The following is a 17,203-nucleotide window of genomic DNA, read 5'->3' as shown; positions in this document are numbered from 1 at the left end:
GGCGACCGCGCTGACGGCGGTCGCCGCGGTGGTCACCGCGCTGTCGCGCCGCGCCCGCCGGACCTCCGGTGCCCGCCGGGCGGTGGCCGTCGGCGCCGCGCTGGCCGTCCTGGCCGCCGCGGGCGTCGGCGCCCACCGGTTGTTCACCCCGGGCACCGGCACAACGCCGTGCGGCCCGCCCCCGGAGCTGCGGGTGCTCACCGACCCCGACCTGGAGGAGACCGTGCGCGCCGCCGCCGACGCCTACCTCACCTCCGGGGCCAACACCACGGCGGACGGCTGCCGCCGCGCCGGGCTCACCGTCTACAGCGCGGGCACCTCCGACGCCGTCACCGCGCTGCGCCGGCAGACGATCGCCTGGCAGGAGCCCGGCGACGAGCCCAACCCGCAGCGCGACGTGGGCCCGCAGCCCGACATCTGGATACCGGGTTCCCCCGCCGACGCCGCCCGGGTCGCCGACGGCCAGGACACCGACGCCGTCGCCGCGCTCGAACCCGACCGGGAGGCCTTCGCGTACTCCCCGGTGGTCCTCGCCGTCCCGCAGGAACTGGCCGCCGAGTCGCAGGAGGAGCGGGTCGCCGTCGGACTCAACCAGATGATCGACGCCCTGCGTGCCCGCGAGCCCGACGCCGAGGTACGCCGCCCGGACCCGGAGTTCGCCGATACCGGGCTGCTCGCGGCGATCGGCCTCTACGGCACGCACACCGGTACCGCCGCCGGGGACCCCGCGCGGGCCGAGCGGCGCGTCGCCCAGCCGGGTCCGCCGTCCCCGACCGCGGCCGAGCTGCTCTGCGACCTGCCCGAGGACGACGCCGTGGACGACCGGACCGCCGCCCTCGTCCCGGAGTTCCTGATGAGGAGCGGCGTCGGCTGCGAGCCCGCGCGCCGCACCCCGCGCATGGCGCAGTACCCGGGGGACGTGCCCGGCCTCGAACCGGTCTTCGTGCGGGTGCGCTGGCAGGACGCGGACCGGGACGCCGAGCGGCGGGACGCCGCCGTGGCGGGCTTCCACCGCTGGCTGACCGGGAAGGGCGGCGAGGCGGTGTTCGCCGAGGCCGGGTTCCGGGAGGCGGCCGGCAACCGGGCGCTGCTGGACGAGGACCGGGCGTACGGCGTGCTGGCGGACCCGTCGCCGCTGATCGAACCGGCCGGACGGGACGCGATGGAGGCGGCGCTGGCGGGCTACCAGGGGGTCGAAGGACCAGGCAGGGTGCTGTTCCTGCTGGACAGCTCGCGCTCGATGGGCGATGTGTGGGAGGGGCCCAGCGGCGCCCCCGGCCTGGTCGCACGGTCGCTGGGCGGCCTCGGCGAGCAGGACGAGTACGGGGTGTGGGCGGTGTACGGCTCCGGCGACGACCCGTACGACACCCTGCTGCCGTTCGGTCCGCACAAGGCGGCGGACGCCGGGCGGACCCTCGGCCGGTCCGCGGTGATCCACGCGGCCGAGGCCGACCCGTACCGGGCGCTGCTCGCCGCCGTCGACGACATGGAGCGGCGCGCCGCCGACGAGGAGCGGCCCGCGCTGATCGTCCACGTCACCGACGACGAGGACGCCGGCCGGCTGACCGGGGACCGGCTCGACGACGTCCTCGCGGCGGCCCGCGCCGCCGAGGTGCCGGTGACGACGGTGTCCCTGGCCGGCGGCGGCTGCGACCCGGACCGGCCGGACGCGCGGATCGCCGAGGCGAGCGGCGGGCGCTGCCTGGACGCCGCCGACGACCCGGGCTCCGCCCTACACGACGAGGTCGCGCGCACCGGAACGGGGGAGGAATGAGGGACCGGGGAGCGGCGCTCCGAGGCGGGACGAGCCGGGGCCCGCGGGCCGTCGTGTTCGCGCTGCTGCTGGCGCTGGCCGCCGCCTGCACCGGCGGCGGGGAGGGGACGGGACCGGCGCCCTCCGAGGACGTGCCCGGTCCCATCGTCGTCGCCAGCGGCCGGGACGTCACCGGGCAGAACGGCGTACGGCGGCGGCTCATCGACGCGTGGAACGAGCGGCAGGAGAAGGAGGGCGGCGAGTACCGCGCCCGGCTCGTGGAGCTGCCCGGCAGCGCCGACGAGCAGCGCGGCCAGCTGCTCGGCGCCCTGCAGTCCGGCAGCGCCGCTTACGACGTGGTCAACCTGGACGTGACGTGGGTGCCGGAGTTCGCCGCCGCCGGGCTGGTGCGACCGCTGCCCGCGTCCCTCGTGGACGACGACGTCATCGACTCCGTGGCCGGGACGGCGCGCTGGGACGGCGAGGTGTACGCGGCGCCGTTCAACAGCGACGTCGGGCTGTTGTACTACCGGCGCGACCACCTCGCCGAGGCCGGCATGACCTCCACCGACCTCGCCGACGTCACCGACTGGAAGGACCTGGAGGGCCTGATCGACGTCCTGGACGAGCAGAAGATAGCGGGCTACGAGAAGGGCTGGACGACTCAGCTCGACGCCTACGAGGGCCGTACGGTCAACGCCGTCGAGGCGTTCGCGTCCACCGCGGACGACTTCGCCCTCACCGACGACGAGGGCCGCTACACGGCGACCGTCGAGGAGCTGACCCGGGGCGTCGCCGAGCTGGGCCGCCGCACCGGCCGGCCCTACCTCCTCCCCGAGGCGGCGGAGTCCGACGAGGCGGAGTCCCTGACCGACTTCACCGACGGCCGGACGACGTTCCTGCGGCACTGGCCGTGGGTGTACCGCACCCTGCACCAGGACTTCTCCGCGGAGCAGATCGGGGTGACGGCGCTGCCGGGCCGCGCGGTGCTCGGCGGGCAGAACCTCGCGGTCACGGCCGGGTCCCGGCGGGCGGCCAAGGCGACCGACCTGATCGAGTTCCTCACCGGCGAGGAGAGCGAGCGCTGTCTGCTGGACGCGGGGTTCGCGGCGACGCGCGTCTCGGCGTACGAGAAGGACACGGTGCGGTGTCCGGTGGCGACCGCGGGGACGCCGTCGGCCGCGCCCAGCGGGGAGCGGCCCGACCGGATGCCCCGGGACGCCGCAGAGCGGCCCGCCTACGCCCGTACCGTCCTGCTCCCCGCCCTGCGCGCCGCGGTCCACCGGCCGCGCACCCCGCTGTACGGGGCCTTCACCCAGACCTTCACCGCCGGACTCGGACCGCTCCTCGGCGCCGACCCGCCGGACGACGCCGAGCTGGCGAAATCTCTGGACAAGGCGCTCAGACGGGCACTGCCGGACTGACCGGCGACCGCGGACTGACCGGCGACCGCGGACCGACCGGCGACCGCGGACTACCCCGCGGTCGCCGGGACGGTCGGTCCTGCGGGTACCGTCGGGTGTTCCGTCGCCGGGGCCCGGCCCGTCGTGTTCGCGGCCAGCAGCAGGCACGCCGTGGCGACCACCGCCGCGGCGACAGCCCGGAACCAGCGCTCGGCGGTGCCTGGGCGTTCGAGCACGGTGACCTCACTCCGGCGGACCAGGGTGTTCGGGGGACGGTTACAGCGCTGGGTTAAACCCGCTTAACGCTCGGTTTAACCTAGGGCCGGAGAAGCCGAACGGCAAGGGGCACAGGGGGAGTTGGCAGTGGGAGACCGGGACGATCCGGTGGTCATCGGACGCCGTGTGCAGCGGCTGCGGGTCGACCGCGGCCTGACCCAGAGACAGCTGGCCGAACCGGCCTACACACCCGCCTACGTCTCGACGCTGGAGGCGGGCCGCGTCCGCCCCTCCGACGAGGCGCTGCGGCACATCGCCGGCCGGCTCGGCGTCGACTTCGAGGAGCTGGTGACCGGACGGCCGCCGCACCTCGCCACCGATCTGCGGCTGCGGCTGACCGGCGCGCAGCGCACCCTGGCCACCGGCGCCACCGAGGCCGCCGCCGAGAGCTACGCCGAACTGCTCGCCGAGGCCGAGACCCACCGACTGCCCGAGGTGGCGGCCGCCGCGCTGCTCGGCCTCGGGGAGTGCGCCGTGGAACAGGGCGAACTGGTCACCGCCCGCGAACACTTCGAGCGCGCGGAGCACTGCCTGGCCGACGCCCCGCTGCCGGCCCGCGTCCCGGCGCTGCGCGGCCGGGCCCTCGCCCACTACCTCGCCGGGGAACTGCGGTACGCCGTCTACCTCCTGGAGACCACGCTCGACGAGCTGAACCGCTCCGGCCTGCACCACCCCGACGCGCTGCTGCTCCTCTACGCCAGCGCCATCGGCCCCTACATGGACATGGGCGCGCACGCCCGCGCCGCGCAGGCCGCCGAACTGGCCCTCGCGCTCGCCCCGCAGGCCGGCGACCCGGCGCTGGTCGCCCGCATGCACCGGTCCGTGGCCCGCACGCTGCTCGCCGAGGGCCGGCTCGCCGAGGCCGACGCCTCGCTGGCCAAGGCGGCCGAGCTGTACCGCACGCTCCAGCTCCGCACCGAGCTGGCCAACTGCCACTGGATGCGCGGGTACGTGTACGCGCAGAACGGCCGCCTGGCGGAGGCCGAGACCGAACTGCGGCAGGCGCTGGACATGCTGTCGGCCAAGCGCGCCGTCCTCTACAGCAGCCAGGCCGCCGTCGAACTGGCCGACGTACTGCACCGGCGCGGCCGGTCGGAGGAGGCGGCGAAGCTGCTGCGCGGGGTCCTGGACGACCTGTCCTCCGAGCGCGGCGCCGTGCACGCCGCCGCCGCGCACCGGCTGCTCGGCATCATCGCCGAGGACGCCCGGGACACCGAGGCCGCCGAGGAGCACTACGTACGGGCGCTCAGCCTGCTGGAGCGGGCGGGGGCCGCCGGTGACCTCGCCGACCTGTGCCGGCTCCTCGGCGACCTGCTGCGGCGCACCGGCCGGGTGGAGGCCGCCCTGGACGCCTACCGGACGGGGCTCGGCCACCGGACGGCGCCGGGCACGACGACCCTCGGGCCGGCGCCCGCACAGCCTCCTCTGTGAGGAGTCCGGGGTCGCGCACAGCCGCGTCCGGTGAGGTGGAGCGGATGCGGAGCACAGGGACGGACGTGGACGCGGGCGCGAGCGCCGGCGCGGATGCGAGGAGACGGCGGACGGTGGGCGACGCCGTGCGCCTGGCGCTGCGCGCGCTGGTGTACGCCGTCGTCGGCGGGGCGGCGCTGGTCGCGGTCGCGACCGTCGTCTCGGTACTGGGACCGGTCGTCGCCCTGGACCTGTACACCCCGGCGGTCGCGGCCTGGTGGACGGTGTTCACCGCCGTCGTCGTCCAGGGCGTGCCGTTCCTGCTGCTGGGCACGGTGGTGTCGGCGGCGATCGCCGCGTTCGTGCCCGACCGGGTGTTCAGCCGCCTGCTGCCCCGCAGTCCGGTGCTCGCGGTGCCGGTGGCGGGCGCGGCGGGCGTCGTCCTGCCGGGGTGCGAGTGCGCCTCGGTGCCGGTGGCGGGGAGTCTGATACGGCGCGGGGTCGCCCCGGCGGCGGCCCTCGCGTTCCTGCTCTCCGCGCCCGCGATCAACCCGGTGGTGCTGGTGGCGACGTCGATCGCCTTCCCCGGGCAGCCGGCGATGGTCGCGGCCCGGCTGGTCGCCTCGCTCGCGGCGGCGGTGGTGATGGGCTGGCTGTGGGCCCGGTTCGGCAGGGACGAGTGGCTGCGGCCGCCCGAGCGGCCCGCCACCGGTGAGGTCGCGTACGGCCTCGGCGGCTTCCTCGCCGGGCTGCGCCACGACTTCCTGCACGCGGGCGGGTTCCTGGTCCTCGGCGCGGGCGCGGCGGCCACCTTCAACATCGCCGTCCCCCGTTCCGTACTGGACGTCTTCACCGGGTCGGCGTGGCTGTCGGTGCTGCTGCTCGCCGTCCTCGCGGTGGTGCTGTGCGTGTGCAGCGAGGCGGACGCGTTCGTCGCGGCCTCGCTGAGCGGGTTCTCGCCGACGGCCCGGCTGGCGTTCATGGTGGTCGGTCCGATGGTCGACCTGAAGCTGATCGCGCTCCAGGCGGGGACGTTCGGCCGGGCGTTCGCGGTGCGGTTCGCGCCGGTGACGTGGGTGGTCGCCGTGGCGAGCAGTGCGCTGGTGGGGTGGTGGCTGCTGTGAGGCGGTACGGGGCGGCGGTGCTGCTCGCGCTGACGGGCGCGGCGGTCCTGCGCATCTCGCTCTTCGGCGACCTCTACCTGCGGTACGTGCAGGCGGGCCTGCGGCCGTACCTGATCGTGTCAGGGACGGTGCTGGTGCTGCTGGCGGCGGCGTCGGCGGTGGCGGCACGGCGCGCGGACGGGGACGGGGACGGGGACGACCCGGATCACGACGACGGGCACGGGCACGGGCACAGTCACGGTGCGGCCGGTCCCCGGGTCGCCTGGCTGCTCGCGCTCCCCGCGCTGGCGCTGCTGCTGTTCCCGCCGCCCGCGCTCGGCACGTACAGCGCCGAGCGGGAGGCGGAGCAGCGGGCCGCCCAGGGCGTCGGCACCTTCCCCGCCTTGCCGGATTCCGACCCGGTGGAGCTGACGCTCGCGGAGTTCGCCTCCCGCGCGGTCTACGACAGCGAACGGTCGCTGACGGGCCGTACCGTCCGGCTGACCGGTTTCGTCACCCGTGACGACGACGGCACCTGGTACGTCACCCGGCTGCTGGTGACCTGCTGCGCCGCCGACGCGACGACCGGCAAGGCGGAGGTGCGCGGTGACGCCGCGGCCGACGCCCCCGCGGACGGCACCTGGGTCACGGTCACCGGCACCTGGCACCCCGAGGGGGAGCTGGGGTCGGACGAGGCGTGGCCCCCGGTCGTGGACGCGGCCGACGTGACACGGGTGGAGGAGCCGGCGAACCCGTACGAGCGGCGGTAGCGGGACCGTACACGTACGCCGTCCCGAACCGGTTTCACCTGGTCGGCGCCGGGTAGTCGGGGCGGTGCCGAGGTGGCCTTCCGTGCGTGCTGAAGGAGGCGGTGGGCGTGTCGCCGAGCGACGACTCCACAGGGCCCGCCGACCCGGAAGGCGGGCGGGTCGCCGATCTCATCGCCGAAGGGGTCGGGGACGCCCCGCCCGACGAGGTGCCGGCCCGGCTCTGCGAGGTGGTGCTGCGGCTGCTGCCGCTGTCCGGGGCGAGCGCGTCGCTGCGCAGCGACGGCATGCCGGTGCGGCTGTGCGCGAGCGGTGAGCGGGCCGGGCGGGTGGCGGAGATCCAGGCGACGCTGGGGGAGGGGCCGTGTGTGGACGCGGCCAGGATCGGTGCCCCGGTGCTGATCGGTGACCTGACCGGCGGGGCGGGGGCGGACCGCTGGCCGGTCTTCGCGCAGGAGGCGGCGGCCGCGGGGGTCCGCGCGGTGTACGCGCTGCCGCTGGGCAGCGACTCGATGTGCGTCGGCACGCTCGACCTCTACCGGGACACCCCCGGTGACCTCACCGGCGACCAGCTGGCCACGGCACGGCTGGTGGCCGGCGTCATGACGATGGCCCTGATGTCGCTGCCGCGCGGCACGGGTGACGGCCGCCCCTGCGGCCAGAACCGGCCGGATGGCCAGGACCGGCTGGACGGCCAGAACCGGCCGGATGGCCAGGACCGGCTGGACGGTCAGGACCGGCTGGACGGTCAGGACCGGCTGGACGGTCAGGACTGGCTGGACGGCCTGGCCGCCGGCCACGACCAGGTCCACCAGGCGGTCGGCATGATCATGGCGCAGCTCGGCCTCGACTCCGACGCGGCCCTGGCGCGCCTGCGCGGTGACGCCTTCGCGCGCGGCAGGACGGTCCGCGAGGCGGCGGACGACGTGATATCCCACCGCCGCAACCTGGACGCGGACACGTGAGCGCGGCCCCGGGTCTCTGCTCAGCGGGCCCTGGACGGCTGCGCCGCCGGCGGCACGTAGGGTCGGCAGCCGTACGTCCCCCCGGACGACGTGGACCGACCAGCCGACCAGCCGACCAGCCGAGGAGCCCCCGCCGTGCCGACCGAGCAGCAGCAGCCGTCGCAGCCGCAACCCGTTCCGGTGATCATCGACTGCGACACCGGTATCGACGACGCCCTGGCGCTGCTGCTGGCGGTCCGGCACCCCGGGATCGACCTGCGGGCGGTGACCTGCGTGGCGGGCAACACCGACGTGGACGGCGTCGTACGGAACACCCTGACCGTGCTGGAGCACGCCGGTGCCGGGGACGTCCCCGTCGCCCGCGGTGCCGAACGCCCGCTGATCGAGGCCGTGCGCACCGCCCGGCACGTGCACGGCGAGGACGGCATGGGCGACCTGGGACTGCCCGCGCCGACCCGGGTCCCCGTCGACGTCGACGCCGTGACGCTGCTGCGCCGGGAGATCCTCGCCTCCCCGCGCCCGGTCACCCTGATCCCGACGGCGCCCGCCACCAACATCGCGCTGCTGCTGCGCACCCACCCCGAGGTGACCCGCAACATCGAGCGGATCGTCTTCATGGGCGGCGCGGTCGCCACCGGCAACGCGACGCCGGTCGCCGAGTTCAACGTCTGGCACGACCCCGAGGCGGCGGCGGTCCTGCTCACCGCGGGGGTGCCGATCACCATGTACGGCCTGGACGTGTTCCAGCGGGTGATCGTGCCCGGCGCGGACGTGCGGCGGCTGCGCGCGAGCGCCGACCCCGGCACCCGGCTCGCCGGTGAGCTGCTCGCCCACCGCGGTCCGGCCACCGACGAGGCGGACCCGGGCGGCGGCCTCGGTGACGCGGGCGCGGTCTGCGCGGTCGCCGACCCCGCGGGCCTGACCACGCGCCTGCTGCCGGTCGAGGTCTCCCTCGCCCCCGGCCCGTCCCGGGGCCAGACGATCGTCGACCGCCGCCCCCGCCCCGGCGAGTCCGAGATCCACGACGGCGAACGCGACCAGCCGCTGGTCGACGTGGGCCTGGACGTGGACGTGGAGCGGTACGTACGGCTGTACCTGAAGGCGGTCGAGGGCGTCTGACGCCTGGACTGCCGGGCGCGGACGGAGGAGGCCGGGGACGGCCGGGCGCGGACGGAGGAGGCCGGGTACGGCCGGGGGCGGACGGGAGCACGCGGGGTTCACTTTCCCGGCGATGTGGACAGACCTACTCAGGTCACCCGTCCGCACGCCGCGAAGGAGCCCGCGTGACCGCACGCCCCACCGCCGGTACCCCCGACCTCTCCTCCCAGAACCCCAACTGGTGGCGGCAGGCCGTCATCTACCAGATCTATCCGCGCAGCTTCGCCGACGCCGACGGGGACGGGCTGGGTGACCTCCGGGGCATCACCCAGCGCCTCACCCATCTGGCCGCGCTCGGCGTGGACGCCCTGTGGCTCAGCCCGTTCTACCCCTCGGAGCTGGCCGACGGCGGCTACGACGTCGACGACCACCGGGACGTCGACCCCCGCCTCGGCACCCTCGACGACTTCGACGCCCTGGCCGCCGAGGCCCACCGCCTCGGCCTGAAGGTCATCGTCGACCTGGTCCCCAACCACAGCTCGCACCGGCACGCCTGGTTCCGCGAGGCGCTGGAGGCGGGGCCCGGATCGGCCGCCCGGGACCGGTACGTCTTCCGGGACGGCCGCGGCGGACAGGGCGAACTGCCGCCCACCGACTGGCAGTCCGTCTTCGGCGGCAGCGCCTGGCGGCGGGTCCCCGACGGGCAGTGGTACCTGCACCTCTTCGCCCCCGAACAGCCCGACCTGAACTGGGAGAACGAGCAGGTCCGCGCCGACTTCCGCACCACACTGCGGTTCTGGTCGGACCGCGGTGTCGACGGCTTCCGCGTCGACGTCGCGCACGCCCTCGTCAAGGACCTCACCGAACCCCTGCGCGACCTCGGCGCCCCCGAGCTGAGCGGGGAGGCCGCCCTGGCGGAGCTGCCCCCGGGCTCCCACCCCTTCTACGACCGGGACGACGTCCACGAGGTCTACCGCGACTGGCGCAAGATCCTCGACGCCTACACCCCGCCCCGCATGGCGGTCGCCGAGGCGTGGGTGCCGGGCGCCCGCCGCGCGCTCTACGCCCGCCCCGACGAGCTGGGCCAGGCGTTCAACTTCGAGTATCTCCAAGCCGGTTGGGACGCGGAGGAGCTGCGCGGCGTCATCGAGAGCTCGCTGGCCGACGCCGCGGCGGCCGGCGCCTCCGCCACCTGGGTGCTGGCCAACCACGACGTGGTGCGGCCCGCGTCCCGGCTGGCGCTCCCGCCGGGCACCGACACCGCCGCCTGGCTGCTGTCCGGCGGCGCCGCCCCGGCCGTCGACGAGGCCGCCGGCCTGCGCCGGGCCCGCGCCGCCAACCTGCTGATGCTGGCGCTGCCCGGCTCGGCCTACCTCTACCAGGGCGAGGAGCTGGGCCTGCCGGAGGTGGCCGACCTGCCCACCGAGGTGCTCCAGGACCCGATCTGGGAGCAGACCGGGCACGTCCGCAAGGGCCGCGACGGCTGCCGGGTGCCGCTGCCGTGGACGGCCGAGGGACCCTCGTACGGCTTCGGCACGGGCGGGGCGTGGCTGCCGCAGCCGCCGTCGTTCGCGGCGTACGCCGTGGCCGCGCAGGACGGCGTGGAGGGCTCCACGCTGGAGCTGTACCGCACGGCGCTGCGGCTGCGCCGCAAGCTGCTCGACGGCGAGACCCTCACCTGGTCCGACGACGTGCCGCCCGGCGTCCTGCGGTTCGACCGCTCGGACCGGTGGCGGTGCGTCACCAACCTCTCCGACGTCCCCGTCGACCTGCCGGCCGGTGAGCCGCTGCTGGCGAGCGCGCCACTGGAGGACGGCCGGCTGGGCCCGGACACGACGGTGTGGCTGGCTCTGTAGGCGCGGCGGCCGGGCGTCGTGCGGGCGCCCGGCCACACACCCTCGGCGGCGAACAGCAGCTCCAGGGCTACACCTCCTCGGCGGCAAACAGCTCCAGGTGCCCGCACTTCGGGCAGCGGAACGCCGCTATCCGCCGCTTCGTGCGGCCCATCCGCTTGGCACCCCCGAGGAACCCTCGCTCCAGCGCGCCCTCGATCCACCGCGCGTACCCCCGGGAGTGCTCCCCCGCGTCCTCGATGAACCCCTCTTCGAGACCGACGGTCGCGCAGTGGGTGCAGGTGTAGTCGTTCATGCCGCGAGCGTATCCACGCGGGCGCCGGACGAACCGGCGTCCGCCGTGGTGATTGAGGCACGGGCGGCTCTGGTACCCGGTGGGTCGGCGGAAGGAGTGCCCGTATGACTGTGCCGCTGACGGCCGACGCCCGCGATCACGGACTGGCCGGGGACGGCCTCGCCGACGACGGGCCGGCGCTGCAGAAGCTGGTGGACGCCCTCGGTGACGCCCACGCCGCCGACGGCCGGCCGCGCACCGTGTACGTCCCCGCCGGGCGGTACGTGGTCCGGGACCGGGCGGTGGTGTGGCGCAGCGGTGTCTCCCTGATCGGCGCCGGACGGGGTGCCACCTGCTTCGTGCTGTGCAACCCCGGGGCGCCGGACACCCCCGTGCCGCTGGCCTGGTTCACCGCCGCGCAGCACGGCGCGGGGGTCGGCCGGCACCTCGCGGACCTGACCTTCGCGCACTTCGAGATCGACGGGTCGGGGGTGGTCACCGAGGAGTACGAGGTGCTCGCCAAGGGGCTCGGCCTGCAGTACGTGCGGCGGGCCCGGTTCGCCGACCTGTACATCCACGACACCGCCGCCACCGGATTCGGCTGCGACTTCCTCCAGGACACCGTCGTCGAGGGCGTCCTCGCCGAGCGGTGCGGACGGCAGGACACCGGCGCCATGATGGGCGGCGCCGGCATCGGGATCGGCGTCGGCGGCTGGGGCTCCGTCGAGCGGCTCGCGGTCACCGACTGCACCGCCACCGGCAACGGCACGAACGGCATCTTCTTCGAGCTCCAGCAGAAGGACTGGACCCCGCCGCGCGGCATCCGCGTCACCGCCTGCCACGCCGAGGACAACCGCTACGGCCTCTCCGACTGGGGCGCCGACGGGCTGCTCGTCACCGGGTGCGCGCTGCTCGGCAACCACGTCGCCGGGTTCGACGTGTCGGCGCAGGGCACCACCGGGATCGGCGGGCGCGGCGGCACCGTCACCGGCTGCCTGATCGACGGCAACGTCCGCGACGGCGTCGCCGTCGGCAACACCCCCGGCCCCTACGCCTTCCGCGGCAACCGCGTCAGCGGCAACGGACGGTACGGCTACTGGCAGCACAACCTCGCCGGCGGCGACCGGGAACCGGCCACCGACATCGTCCTGGAGTCCAACGACATCCGCGGCAACGCCCTGGACGGCGTCCGCGTCGACGCGCCCCTGCGCGAACCGGCGTTCCTCGGCAACCGCGTCCGCGACAACGGCCGCAGGTCCGCGCCCGCCGCGTCCGGCGAGGGACCGGCCGTGCGCTACGGGCCGCTCTCCCTCACCGACACCGGCGCCGACTGGCCGCCGGACGGCCACCGCGGCAAGCACGTCACGGCCGGTGACCGGACCGCCGTGGTCACGCACAACACCGCGACGGTCCTGACCCTGGCGCCGGTACGTCCCGGAGCCGCCACCGCGTGGCACGGCGCGGCCCCCGCCGACGGCGCCGCGTACCGGCTGCCCGCGGCCCCCGCGCCCCGGGCCGGGCTCACCGCCGCCGCGCCCGTCGCCCACCCCTGCGTCCGCGGCAACCGCGTCCGCGACGACGGCCACCCCCGTACCCAGACCCACGCCCTGTGGATCACCCGGGAGGCCGTCTGGGCGGGCGGCCGGGTCGCCGGCAACGACTTCGGCGGCAACGCGTCCTCCGCCACCCGGTTCGACTCGCCCCCGGCGGGCGGCCGGTGGCGGGACAACGACGGCTGACCGCACGGGGCGGTGCTACGGCGGCCTGACCGCACGGGGCGGTGCGACGGCGGGCCGACCGCACGGGGCGGTGCGACGGCGGGTGCTACGGCGTGCGCAGGGCGTCCACCGCGATGCGCGCCGCCGTGCCGATCACCGCGTCGGCGGCCGGGAGGACGGCCGCGGTGTGGGCGGTGCGGGTGAAGACGGCGACGGCGTACCGGCCGCCGTCCGGGTACTCCACGACGCCGACCTCGTTGCGCAGCGTCGGCAGGCTGCCGGTCTTCCCGGCCACGTGCACGTCGTCGAAGGGGAAGCCGGAGGCCAGCCGGTGCGGCCAGACCTGGAGGCCCATGACGCGGCGCATCGCGGCGCCGTGCTCGGCCGGCCCGGTCTCGTCCCGCCACACCGCGCCGAGCAGCCGTGTCATGTCGCGCGGCGTGGAGTGGTTGGCGCGGGCCGGGTCCAGCGCCCGCAGCCGGGTGATGACGTGCGGGTCGGCCAGGGCGCGGGTGCCGTCGGGACCGGCGTCCTGGCGCATGGTGGCCAGCATCTCCGCGAAGCCGTGCACGGCGCGGGTCCGGGTCATGCCGTGCCGGTCCGTGGCGCGGTTGACGGCGTCCAGGCCGACCCGGGAGAGCAGCAGGTCGGCGGCGGTGTTGTCGCTGACGGCCATCATCAGGTAGGCGGCGTCCCGCAGCGACAGCCGGGTGGTGTCGAGCATCGCCGCGAGCCCGGTGGGCCCCGGGGTGCGGCCGGCCGGCGGGCACTCCACCTGCTCGGTCAGGTCCAGGCGCCCCGCCGCGGCCTCCGCGTGCAGGGCGACCAGCAGCGGCAGCTTGTGCACACTCGCCGTGCACACCGGCTGGTCCGCGCCCACCTCGACCTGTGCCCCGGAGTCGATGTCGACGGCGTGCAGCCACCCGGTCACCCCGGCGTCGTGGAAGGCGGCCCTGACCCGGCCGGGGGCGCTGCCCGTGTGGGTGTCGGTCACAGCCAGAACTCCGATGCCGGGCGCAGGTGCAGGGGGCGGCCGGTCTGTTCGGGGCGGGCGCCCGCGACCGTGCGCAGCGCGTGGGTGGCGGCGTCCGCGAAGGCCGCCACGGCCGTGTCACCGCGCCCCCGGGGCCAGGCCGCCGAGTGCCGCCAGGCCAGTGGCGCCCCGGCCAGCGGACGCCACACGAGGTCCGCGTCCGCTTCCCCGGCGGACGCGAGCCGTATGTCGCGGGGCCCGAGCGCGACCGCCCCGGCGGACAGCACCAGACCGCGGACGAAGCTGGTGCCCTGCCCGTGCCGTACGGCCGCGGGCGTCCACCCGCCCCGGGCACAGGCGGTGAGCAGGTCGTCGTAGACGGCGGGCGCGCTGTCGCGGGGGAAGAGGACCAGGTCGTAGCCGGTGAGCGCGGCGAGCGGCACCTCGGCCAGCCGGGCCTGCGGGCTGTCCGGCGGCAGCAGGACGCCGAGGTCGCGGCGGAGCAGCGGGCCCAGTTCGAGGCCGGTGACGTCGCACGGGTGGTGCAGCAGGCCGACGTCCAGTTCGTGCGCGGCGAAGGCGGCGAGCTGCTGGGCGGTGGTCAGCTCGTGCAGTTCGAGTTCGAGACCGGCGTGCCGGGCCCGGAACTCCGCGAGCAGCGCGGCGACGGTCTCGCCGGGGACGTCGGGAGTGAGCGCGGCCCGCAGCAGCCCGGTCTCGCCGTCCCGGATACGGCGGGCGGCGGCCCGGAACGACTCGGAGCGGGCGAGCACCTCCCGCGCCTCCGCGAGGAGCAGCGTGCCCGCCTCGGTGATGGTCACCCGGCGGCTGCTGCGTTCGAAGAGGCGCACGCCCAGCTCCCGCTCCAGCCGCTGGATGCGCTGTGACAGCGGCGGCTGCGCCATCCCGAGCCGCGCGGCGGCCCGGCCGAAGTGTGACTCTTCTGCAACAGTCACGAAGCACTCCAGGTGCCGCACCAGGTCCACGACCAGCGATCATATGCCTTTTTGATCGACAGGTCATCGATACGCATGTTGGACAGCCGCGCGACGGTGTTGCTCTCCTCCTCAGGTCGAGACGGACGTCGGAACGGACGTCGGAACGGACGTCGAGACGGACGTCGAAACGGACAGAGAGGGAACCCTCCCATGACCCACACGCCCCACCCGGCCTACCCGCCGCCCACCGGAGACGTCACCCGCGCCCGCCGCAGGCCGCGGAAGGCCGTGCGGGCGGCCGTCGCGGTCGCCGTGGTGCTGGCGGTCGCCGCGGGCGGCTCCTACGCCGCCGGCATCGGCCCCTTCGCCCGCGACGAGGGACCCGACCCGGAGGCGCTCACCCAGGCCCGCGGCTTCCTCGCCGACTGGTCCGCGGACCGGCTGGCGCAGGCGGGCGACCGCACCACCAGACCCGACGAGGCGGCGGAGGTGCTCCAGAGTTTCACCGCCGGACTGGAGATCGACGGGCCGAAGCTCACCGCGGCGCCGTCCGCCAAGGTGAAGGAGGCCGAGGACGGCACGCTCACCGTCCCGTTCACCGCGAAGATGCCCGTGACCGGCCTCGGCACGTGGACGTACACGTCGGAGCTGCCGCTGCGCGAGCAGGACGGCGCCTGGAAGGTCGACTGGCGGCTGTCCGTGATCCACCCGCGGCTCAGCGACACGGAGAAGTTCCGCCTGGAGCGCGAGGAGACCAAGACGCCCGAGGTCACCGACCGCACGGGCCGCACCCTCGCCGCCGCGGACTTCCCCTCCCTCGCCCCGGTCATGGGGCAGCTCGGCACCGGCGGGGACGGCGGTCCGCGCGGCGCGGTGCAGCTCGTCGACCGCGCCACCGGCGACGTCGAACGCACGGAGGCGAGCTTCGGGGACGAGTCCGCGGAGCCGAAGTCCGACGAGCCCGTACGCACCACCCTGGACGCCGGCTGGCAGGCCGCCGCCGAGAAGGCGCTGGGCGAGGCCGAGGGCAAGAACGCGGCGCTGGTCGCCCTGCGCGTCGACGACGGCGAGGTCGTCGCCATGGCCAACTCCCCGGCGTCCGGTTTCAACCGCGCCGTCTCCGGCACCTACGCGCCCGGCTCCACCTGGAAGATCGTCACCAGCAGCGCCCTGCTGCTGAAGGACGCGGTCGGGCCCGAGGACGGCGTGGAGTGCCCGAAGTACCTGACCGTGGGCAAGAAGTTCCAGAACGTGGAGGAGTCCGAGATCAAGGGCGCCACGTTCCGGCAGGACTTCACCAACTCGTGCAACACCGCCTTCATCTCCCTGCGCGGCGAGCTGGACGACGGGGAGCTGGGCGACGTGGCGAAGAAGTACTTCGGCGTCGGCCAGGAGTGGCACGTGGGCGTCCCGACGTACGACGGCGCGGTGCCGGCTCCGCAGGACGAGACGGAGAAGGCCGCCTCGATGATCGGACAGGGACGGGTCCAGGCCAACCCGCTGATCATGGCGTCGGTGACGGCGACGGCGGTGTCCGGCCGGTTCCACCAGCCGTCGGTCACGGCCGGCAACGAGGACACCACGGAGACCGAGGAGCTGCCGCAGAGGGTCGTCACGCAGCTGCGCTCGCTGATGCGGGCCACCGTCACCGAGGGCACCGCGACGGCCCTGGCCGACCTGCCCGGCGAGGTCGGCGCGAAGACCGGCACCGCCGAGGTCTCCGACGACCAGGACAACAACGGCTGGATGGTCGCCCACCGCGGCAACATCGCCGTGGCCTGTGTCGTCGAGGAGGGCGTCACCGGCGGCGGCTCGGCCGGACCGGTGCTGCACAGCCTGCTGTCGGCGATGCCGCAGGACCCGGCCTGAGGCCGGGGAGGACGGGAGCGGCGTACGGCCCGGACCCCCTCGGGGTCCGGGCCGCGGCCGTCCCGCTCCGCTCGTCAGCCGGCGTCGGGGGTGTCCTTGCGGACCGCCTCGCCCTGGATGACGCGGGGCCCCTCCGGGCGCTCCGCGCCGTCCGCCGCCGGCCGCTCGGTCTCCTTCATCGCCCGCGCCTCGGCCTTGAGGATGCGCGCGGACTTGCCCGCGGAGCGGGTCAGTTCCGGCAGCTTCTTCACACCCACGACGACGGCGATGACGATGAGGATGATCGCCAGCTCGCTCAGTCCGAACACTGCGCCCCCCTGTCGGGTCGGATCGGTCAGAGATCGAACTCGTGCGGCGGCAGGTCGAGCGCGTAGCACGCCTCGCGCACCACGGCCTGCTCGTCCTTGTCGAAGTCACCGTCGGCACCGCCGATGACGATGCCGATCTGGATCACCGCCCGCGCCTCCGCGGGCTTCTTCTTCGCCTTGGCGATCTCCTGCAACACGCTGACCTTGCCGAACGCGAAGTCGGCCGTCAACTTGTCGAGGTTCTGCTCGAAGCGGCGGCGCAGGTCGTCGGCGGGAAAGTTCTGCAGGACGTCGTTGGTGCCGATGAGCTGCGCCACGCGCTGCCGCTCGCTCGGGTCTACGGTGCCGTCGGCGGCGGCGACCAGCGCGCACATGGCCATGCTCGCGTCGCGGAAGGCGCCGCTCTTCAGGTCGTTCTTCTTCGCCACGAGCTGGGTCTGCATCGTCGACGCGGATTCCTTCAGGCGGTCCCACAGGGCCATGACCACTCCAAAC

At 75.3% G+C, this 17,203-nt stretch carries 16 protein-coding genes; 10 read left to right on the top strand and 6 right to left on the bottom strand.

The window, feature by feature from the left end; translation table 11 throughout:
- Both UW392_RS02715 and UW392_RS02710 read left to right on the top strand, forming a co-directional pair.
- Window positions 1-1,774, top strand: a 1,774-nt coding sequence (locus UW392_RS02715; RefSeq protein ID WP_320773198.1) for a substrate-binding domain-containing protein, incomplete at its 5' end; no start/stop codon positions are given.
- A complete protein-coding gene (locus UW392_RS02710; protein ID WP_320773197.1) occupies window positions 1,771-3,177 on the top strand; it encodes an extracellular solute-binding protein in 1,407 nt (468 codons plus the stop codon). The genes UW392_RS02715 and UW392_RS02710, both read left to right, overlap by 4 nt.
- A 50-nt stretch (window positions 3,178-3,227) precedes the next feature.
- On the opposite strand, the gene UW392_RS02705 is transcribed toward UW392_RS02710, so the two are convergent.
- Window positions 3,228-3,392, bottom strand: a complete 165-nt coding sequence (locus UW392_RS02705; protein WP_320773196.1) for a hypothetical protein — start codon at window positions 3,390-3,392, stop codon at window positions 3,228-3,230.
- Window positions 3,393-3,519: 127 nt separating this feature from the next.
- Here UW392_RS02705 and UW392_RS02700 point away from each other — a divergent pair, with 127 nt between their 5' ends.
- The 6 genes from UW392_RS02700 (at window position 3,520) to UW392_RS02675 (ending at window position 10,631) form a co-directional block, all read left to right on the top strand.
- Window positions 3,520-4,863 carry a helix-turn-helix domain-containing protein gene (locus tag UW392_RS02700; protein ID WP_320773205.1) on the top strand — a complete coding sequence of 448 codons (1,344 nt, stop codon included), beginning with the start codon at window positions 3,520-3,522 and terminating at the stop codon, window positions 4,861-4,863.
- A gap of 44 nt (window positions 4,864-4,907) precedes the next feature.
- On the top strand, window positions 4,908-5,966 hold the full coding sequence (locus tag UW392_RS02695) for a permease (RefSeq protein ID WP_414495459.1): 1,059 nt from the start codon (window positions 4,908-4,910) through the stop codon (window positions 5,964-5,966).
- On the top strand, window positions 5,963-6,715 hold the full coding sequence (locus UW392_RS02690) for a TIGR03943 family putative permease subunit (protein WP_320773204.1): 753 nt from the start codon (window positions 5,963-5,965) through the stop codon (window positions 6,713-6,715). Before UW392_RS02695 ends, UW392_RS02690 begins: the two co-directional genes overlap by 4 nt.
- Window positions 6,716-6,801: 86 nt before the next feature.
- On the top strand, window positions 6,802-7,677 hold the full coding sequence (locus UW392_RS02685; protein WP_414495457.1) for an ANTAR domain-containing protein: 876 nt from the start codon (window positions 6,802-6,804) through the stop codon (window positions 7,675-7,677).
- A gap of 135 nt (window positions 7,678-7,812) precedes the next feature.
- The gene (locus tag UW392_RS02680; RefSeq protein ID WP_320773194.1) at window positions 7,813-8,796 is read left to right on the top strand and encodes a nucleoside hydrolase; all 984 of its coding nucleotides are present in this window, start codon (window positions 7,813-7,815) and stop codon (window positions 8,794-8,796) included.
- Between the two features lie 164 nt (window positions 8,797-8,960).
- Complete coding sequence (locus tag UW392_RS02675) at window positions 8,961-10,631, top strand: glycoside hydrolase family 13 protein (protein ID WP_320773193.1); 1,671 nt, start codon at window positions 8,961-8,963, stop codon at window positions 10,629-10,631.
- Window positions 10,632-10,698: 67 nt separating this feature from the next.
- Here UW392_RS02675 and UW392_RS02670 read toward each other — a convergent pair whose 3' ends face one another.
- The gene (locus UW392_RS02670) at window positions 10,699-10,923 is read right to left on the bottom strand and encodes a hypothetical protein (protein ID WP_320773192.1); all 225 of its coding nucleotides are present in this window, start codon (window positions 10,921-10,923) and stop codon (window positions 10,699-10,701) included.
- Window positions 10,924-11,027: 104 nt separating this feature from the next.
- Here UW392_RS02670 and UW392_RS02665 point away from each other — a divergent pair, with 104 nt between their 5' ends.
- Entirely contained in the window at window positions 11,028-12,641 is a 1,614-nt protein-coding gene (locus UW392_RS02665) for a right-handed parallel beta-helix repeat-containing protein (RefSeq protein WP_320773191.1), read from the top strand.
- A gap of 85 nt (window positions 12,642-12,726) precedes the next feature.
- Here UW392_RS02665 and UW392_RS02660 read toward each other — a convergent pair whose 3' ends face one another.
- Both UW392_RS02660 and UW392_RS02655 read right to left on the bottom strand, forming a co-directional pair.
- Window positions 12,727-13,614, bottom strand: a complete 888-nt coding sequence (locus UW392_RS02660) for a serine hydrolase (RefSeq protein WP_320773190.1) — start codon at window positions 13,612-13,614, stop codon at window positions 12,727-12,729.
- On the bottom strand, window positions 13,611-14,549 hold the full coding sequence (locus UW392_RS02655) for a LysR family transcriptional regulator (RefSeq protein WP_320773189.1): 939 nt from the start codon (window positions 14,547-14,549) through the stop codon (window positions 13,611-13,613). Before UW392_RS02655 ends, UW392_RS02660 begins: the two co-directional genes overlap by 4 nt.
- Window positions 14,550-14,741: 192 nt before the next feature.
- Here UW392_RS02655 and UW392_RS02650 point away from each other — a divergent pair, with 192 nt between their 5' ends.
- Complete coding sequence (locus tag UW392_RS02650) at window positions 14,742-16,400, top strand: penicillin-binding transpeptidase domain-containing protein (protein ID WP_320773188.1); 1,659 nt, start codon at window positions 14,742-14,744, stop codon at window positions 16,398-16,400.
- Window positions 16,401-16,474: 74 nt separating this feature from the next.
- Here UW392_RS02650 and UW392_RS02645 read toward each other — a convergent pair whose 3' ends face one another.
- Both UW392_RS02645 and UW392_RS02640 read right to left on the bottom strand, forming a co-directional pair.
- A complete protein-coding gene (locus UW392_RS02645; protein WP_320773187.1) occupies window positions 16,475-16,708 on the bottom strand; it encodes a twin-arginine translocase TatA/TatE family subunit in 234 nt (77 codons plus the stop codon).
- Between the two features lie 26 nt (window positions 16,709-16,734).
- Window positions 16,735-17,190 carry a TerB family tellurite resistance protein gene (locus tag UW392_RS02640; RefSeq protein WP_320773186.1) on the bottom strand — a complete coding sequence of 152 codons (456 nt, stop codon included), beginning with the start codon at window positions 17,188-17,190 and terminating at the stop codon, window positions 16,735-16,737.
- Between the last annotated feature and the right edge of the window lie 13 nt (window positions 17,191-17,203).

The organism is Streptomyces sp. CRN 30 (assembly GCF_034105845.1).
Note: the sequence above shows the minus strand (reverse complement) of the source record. Positions and strands in the feature narration are given on the sequence as shown.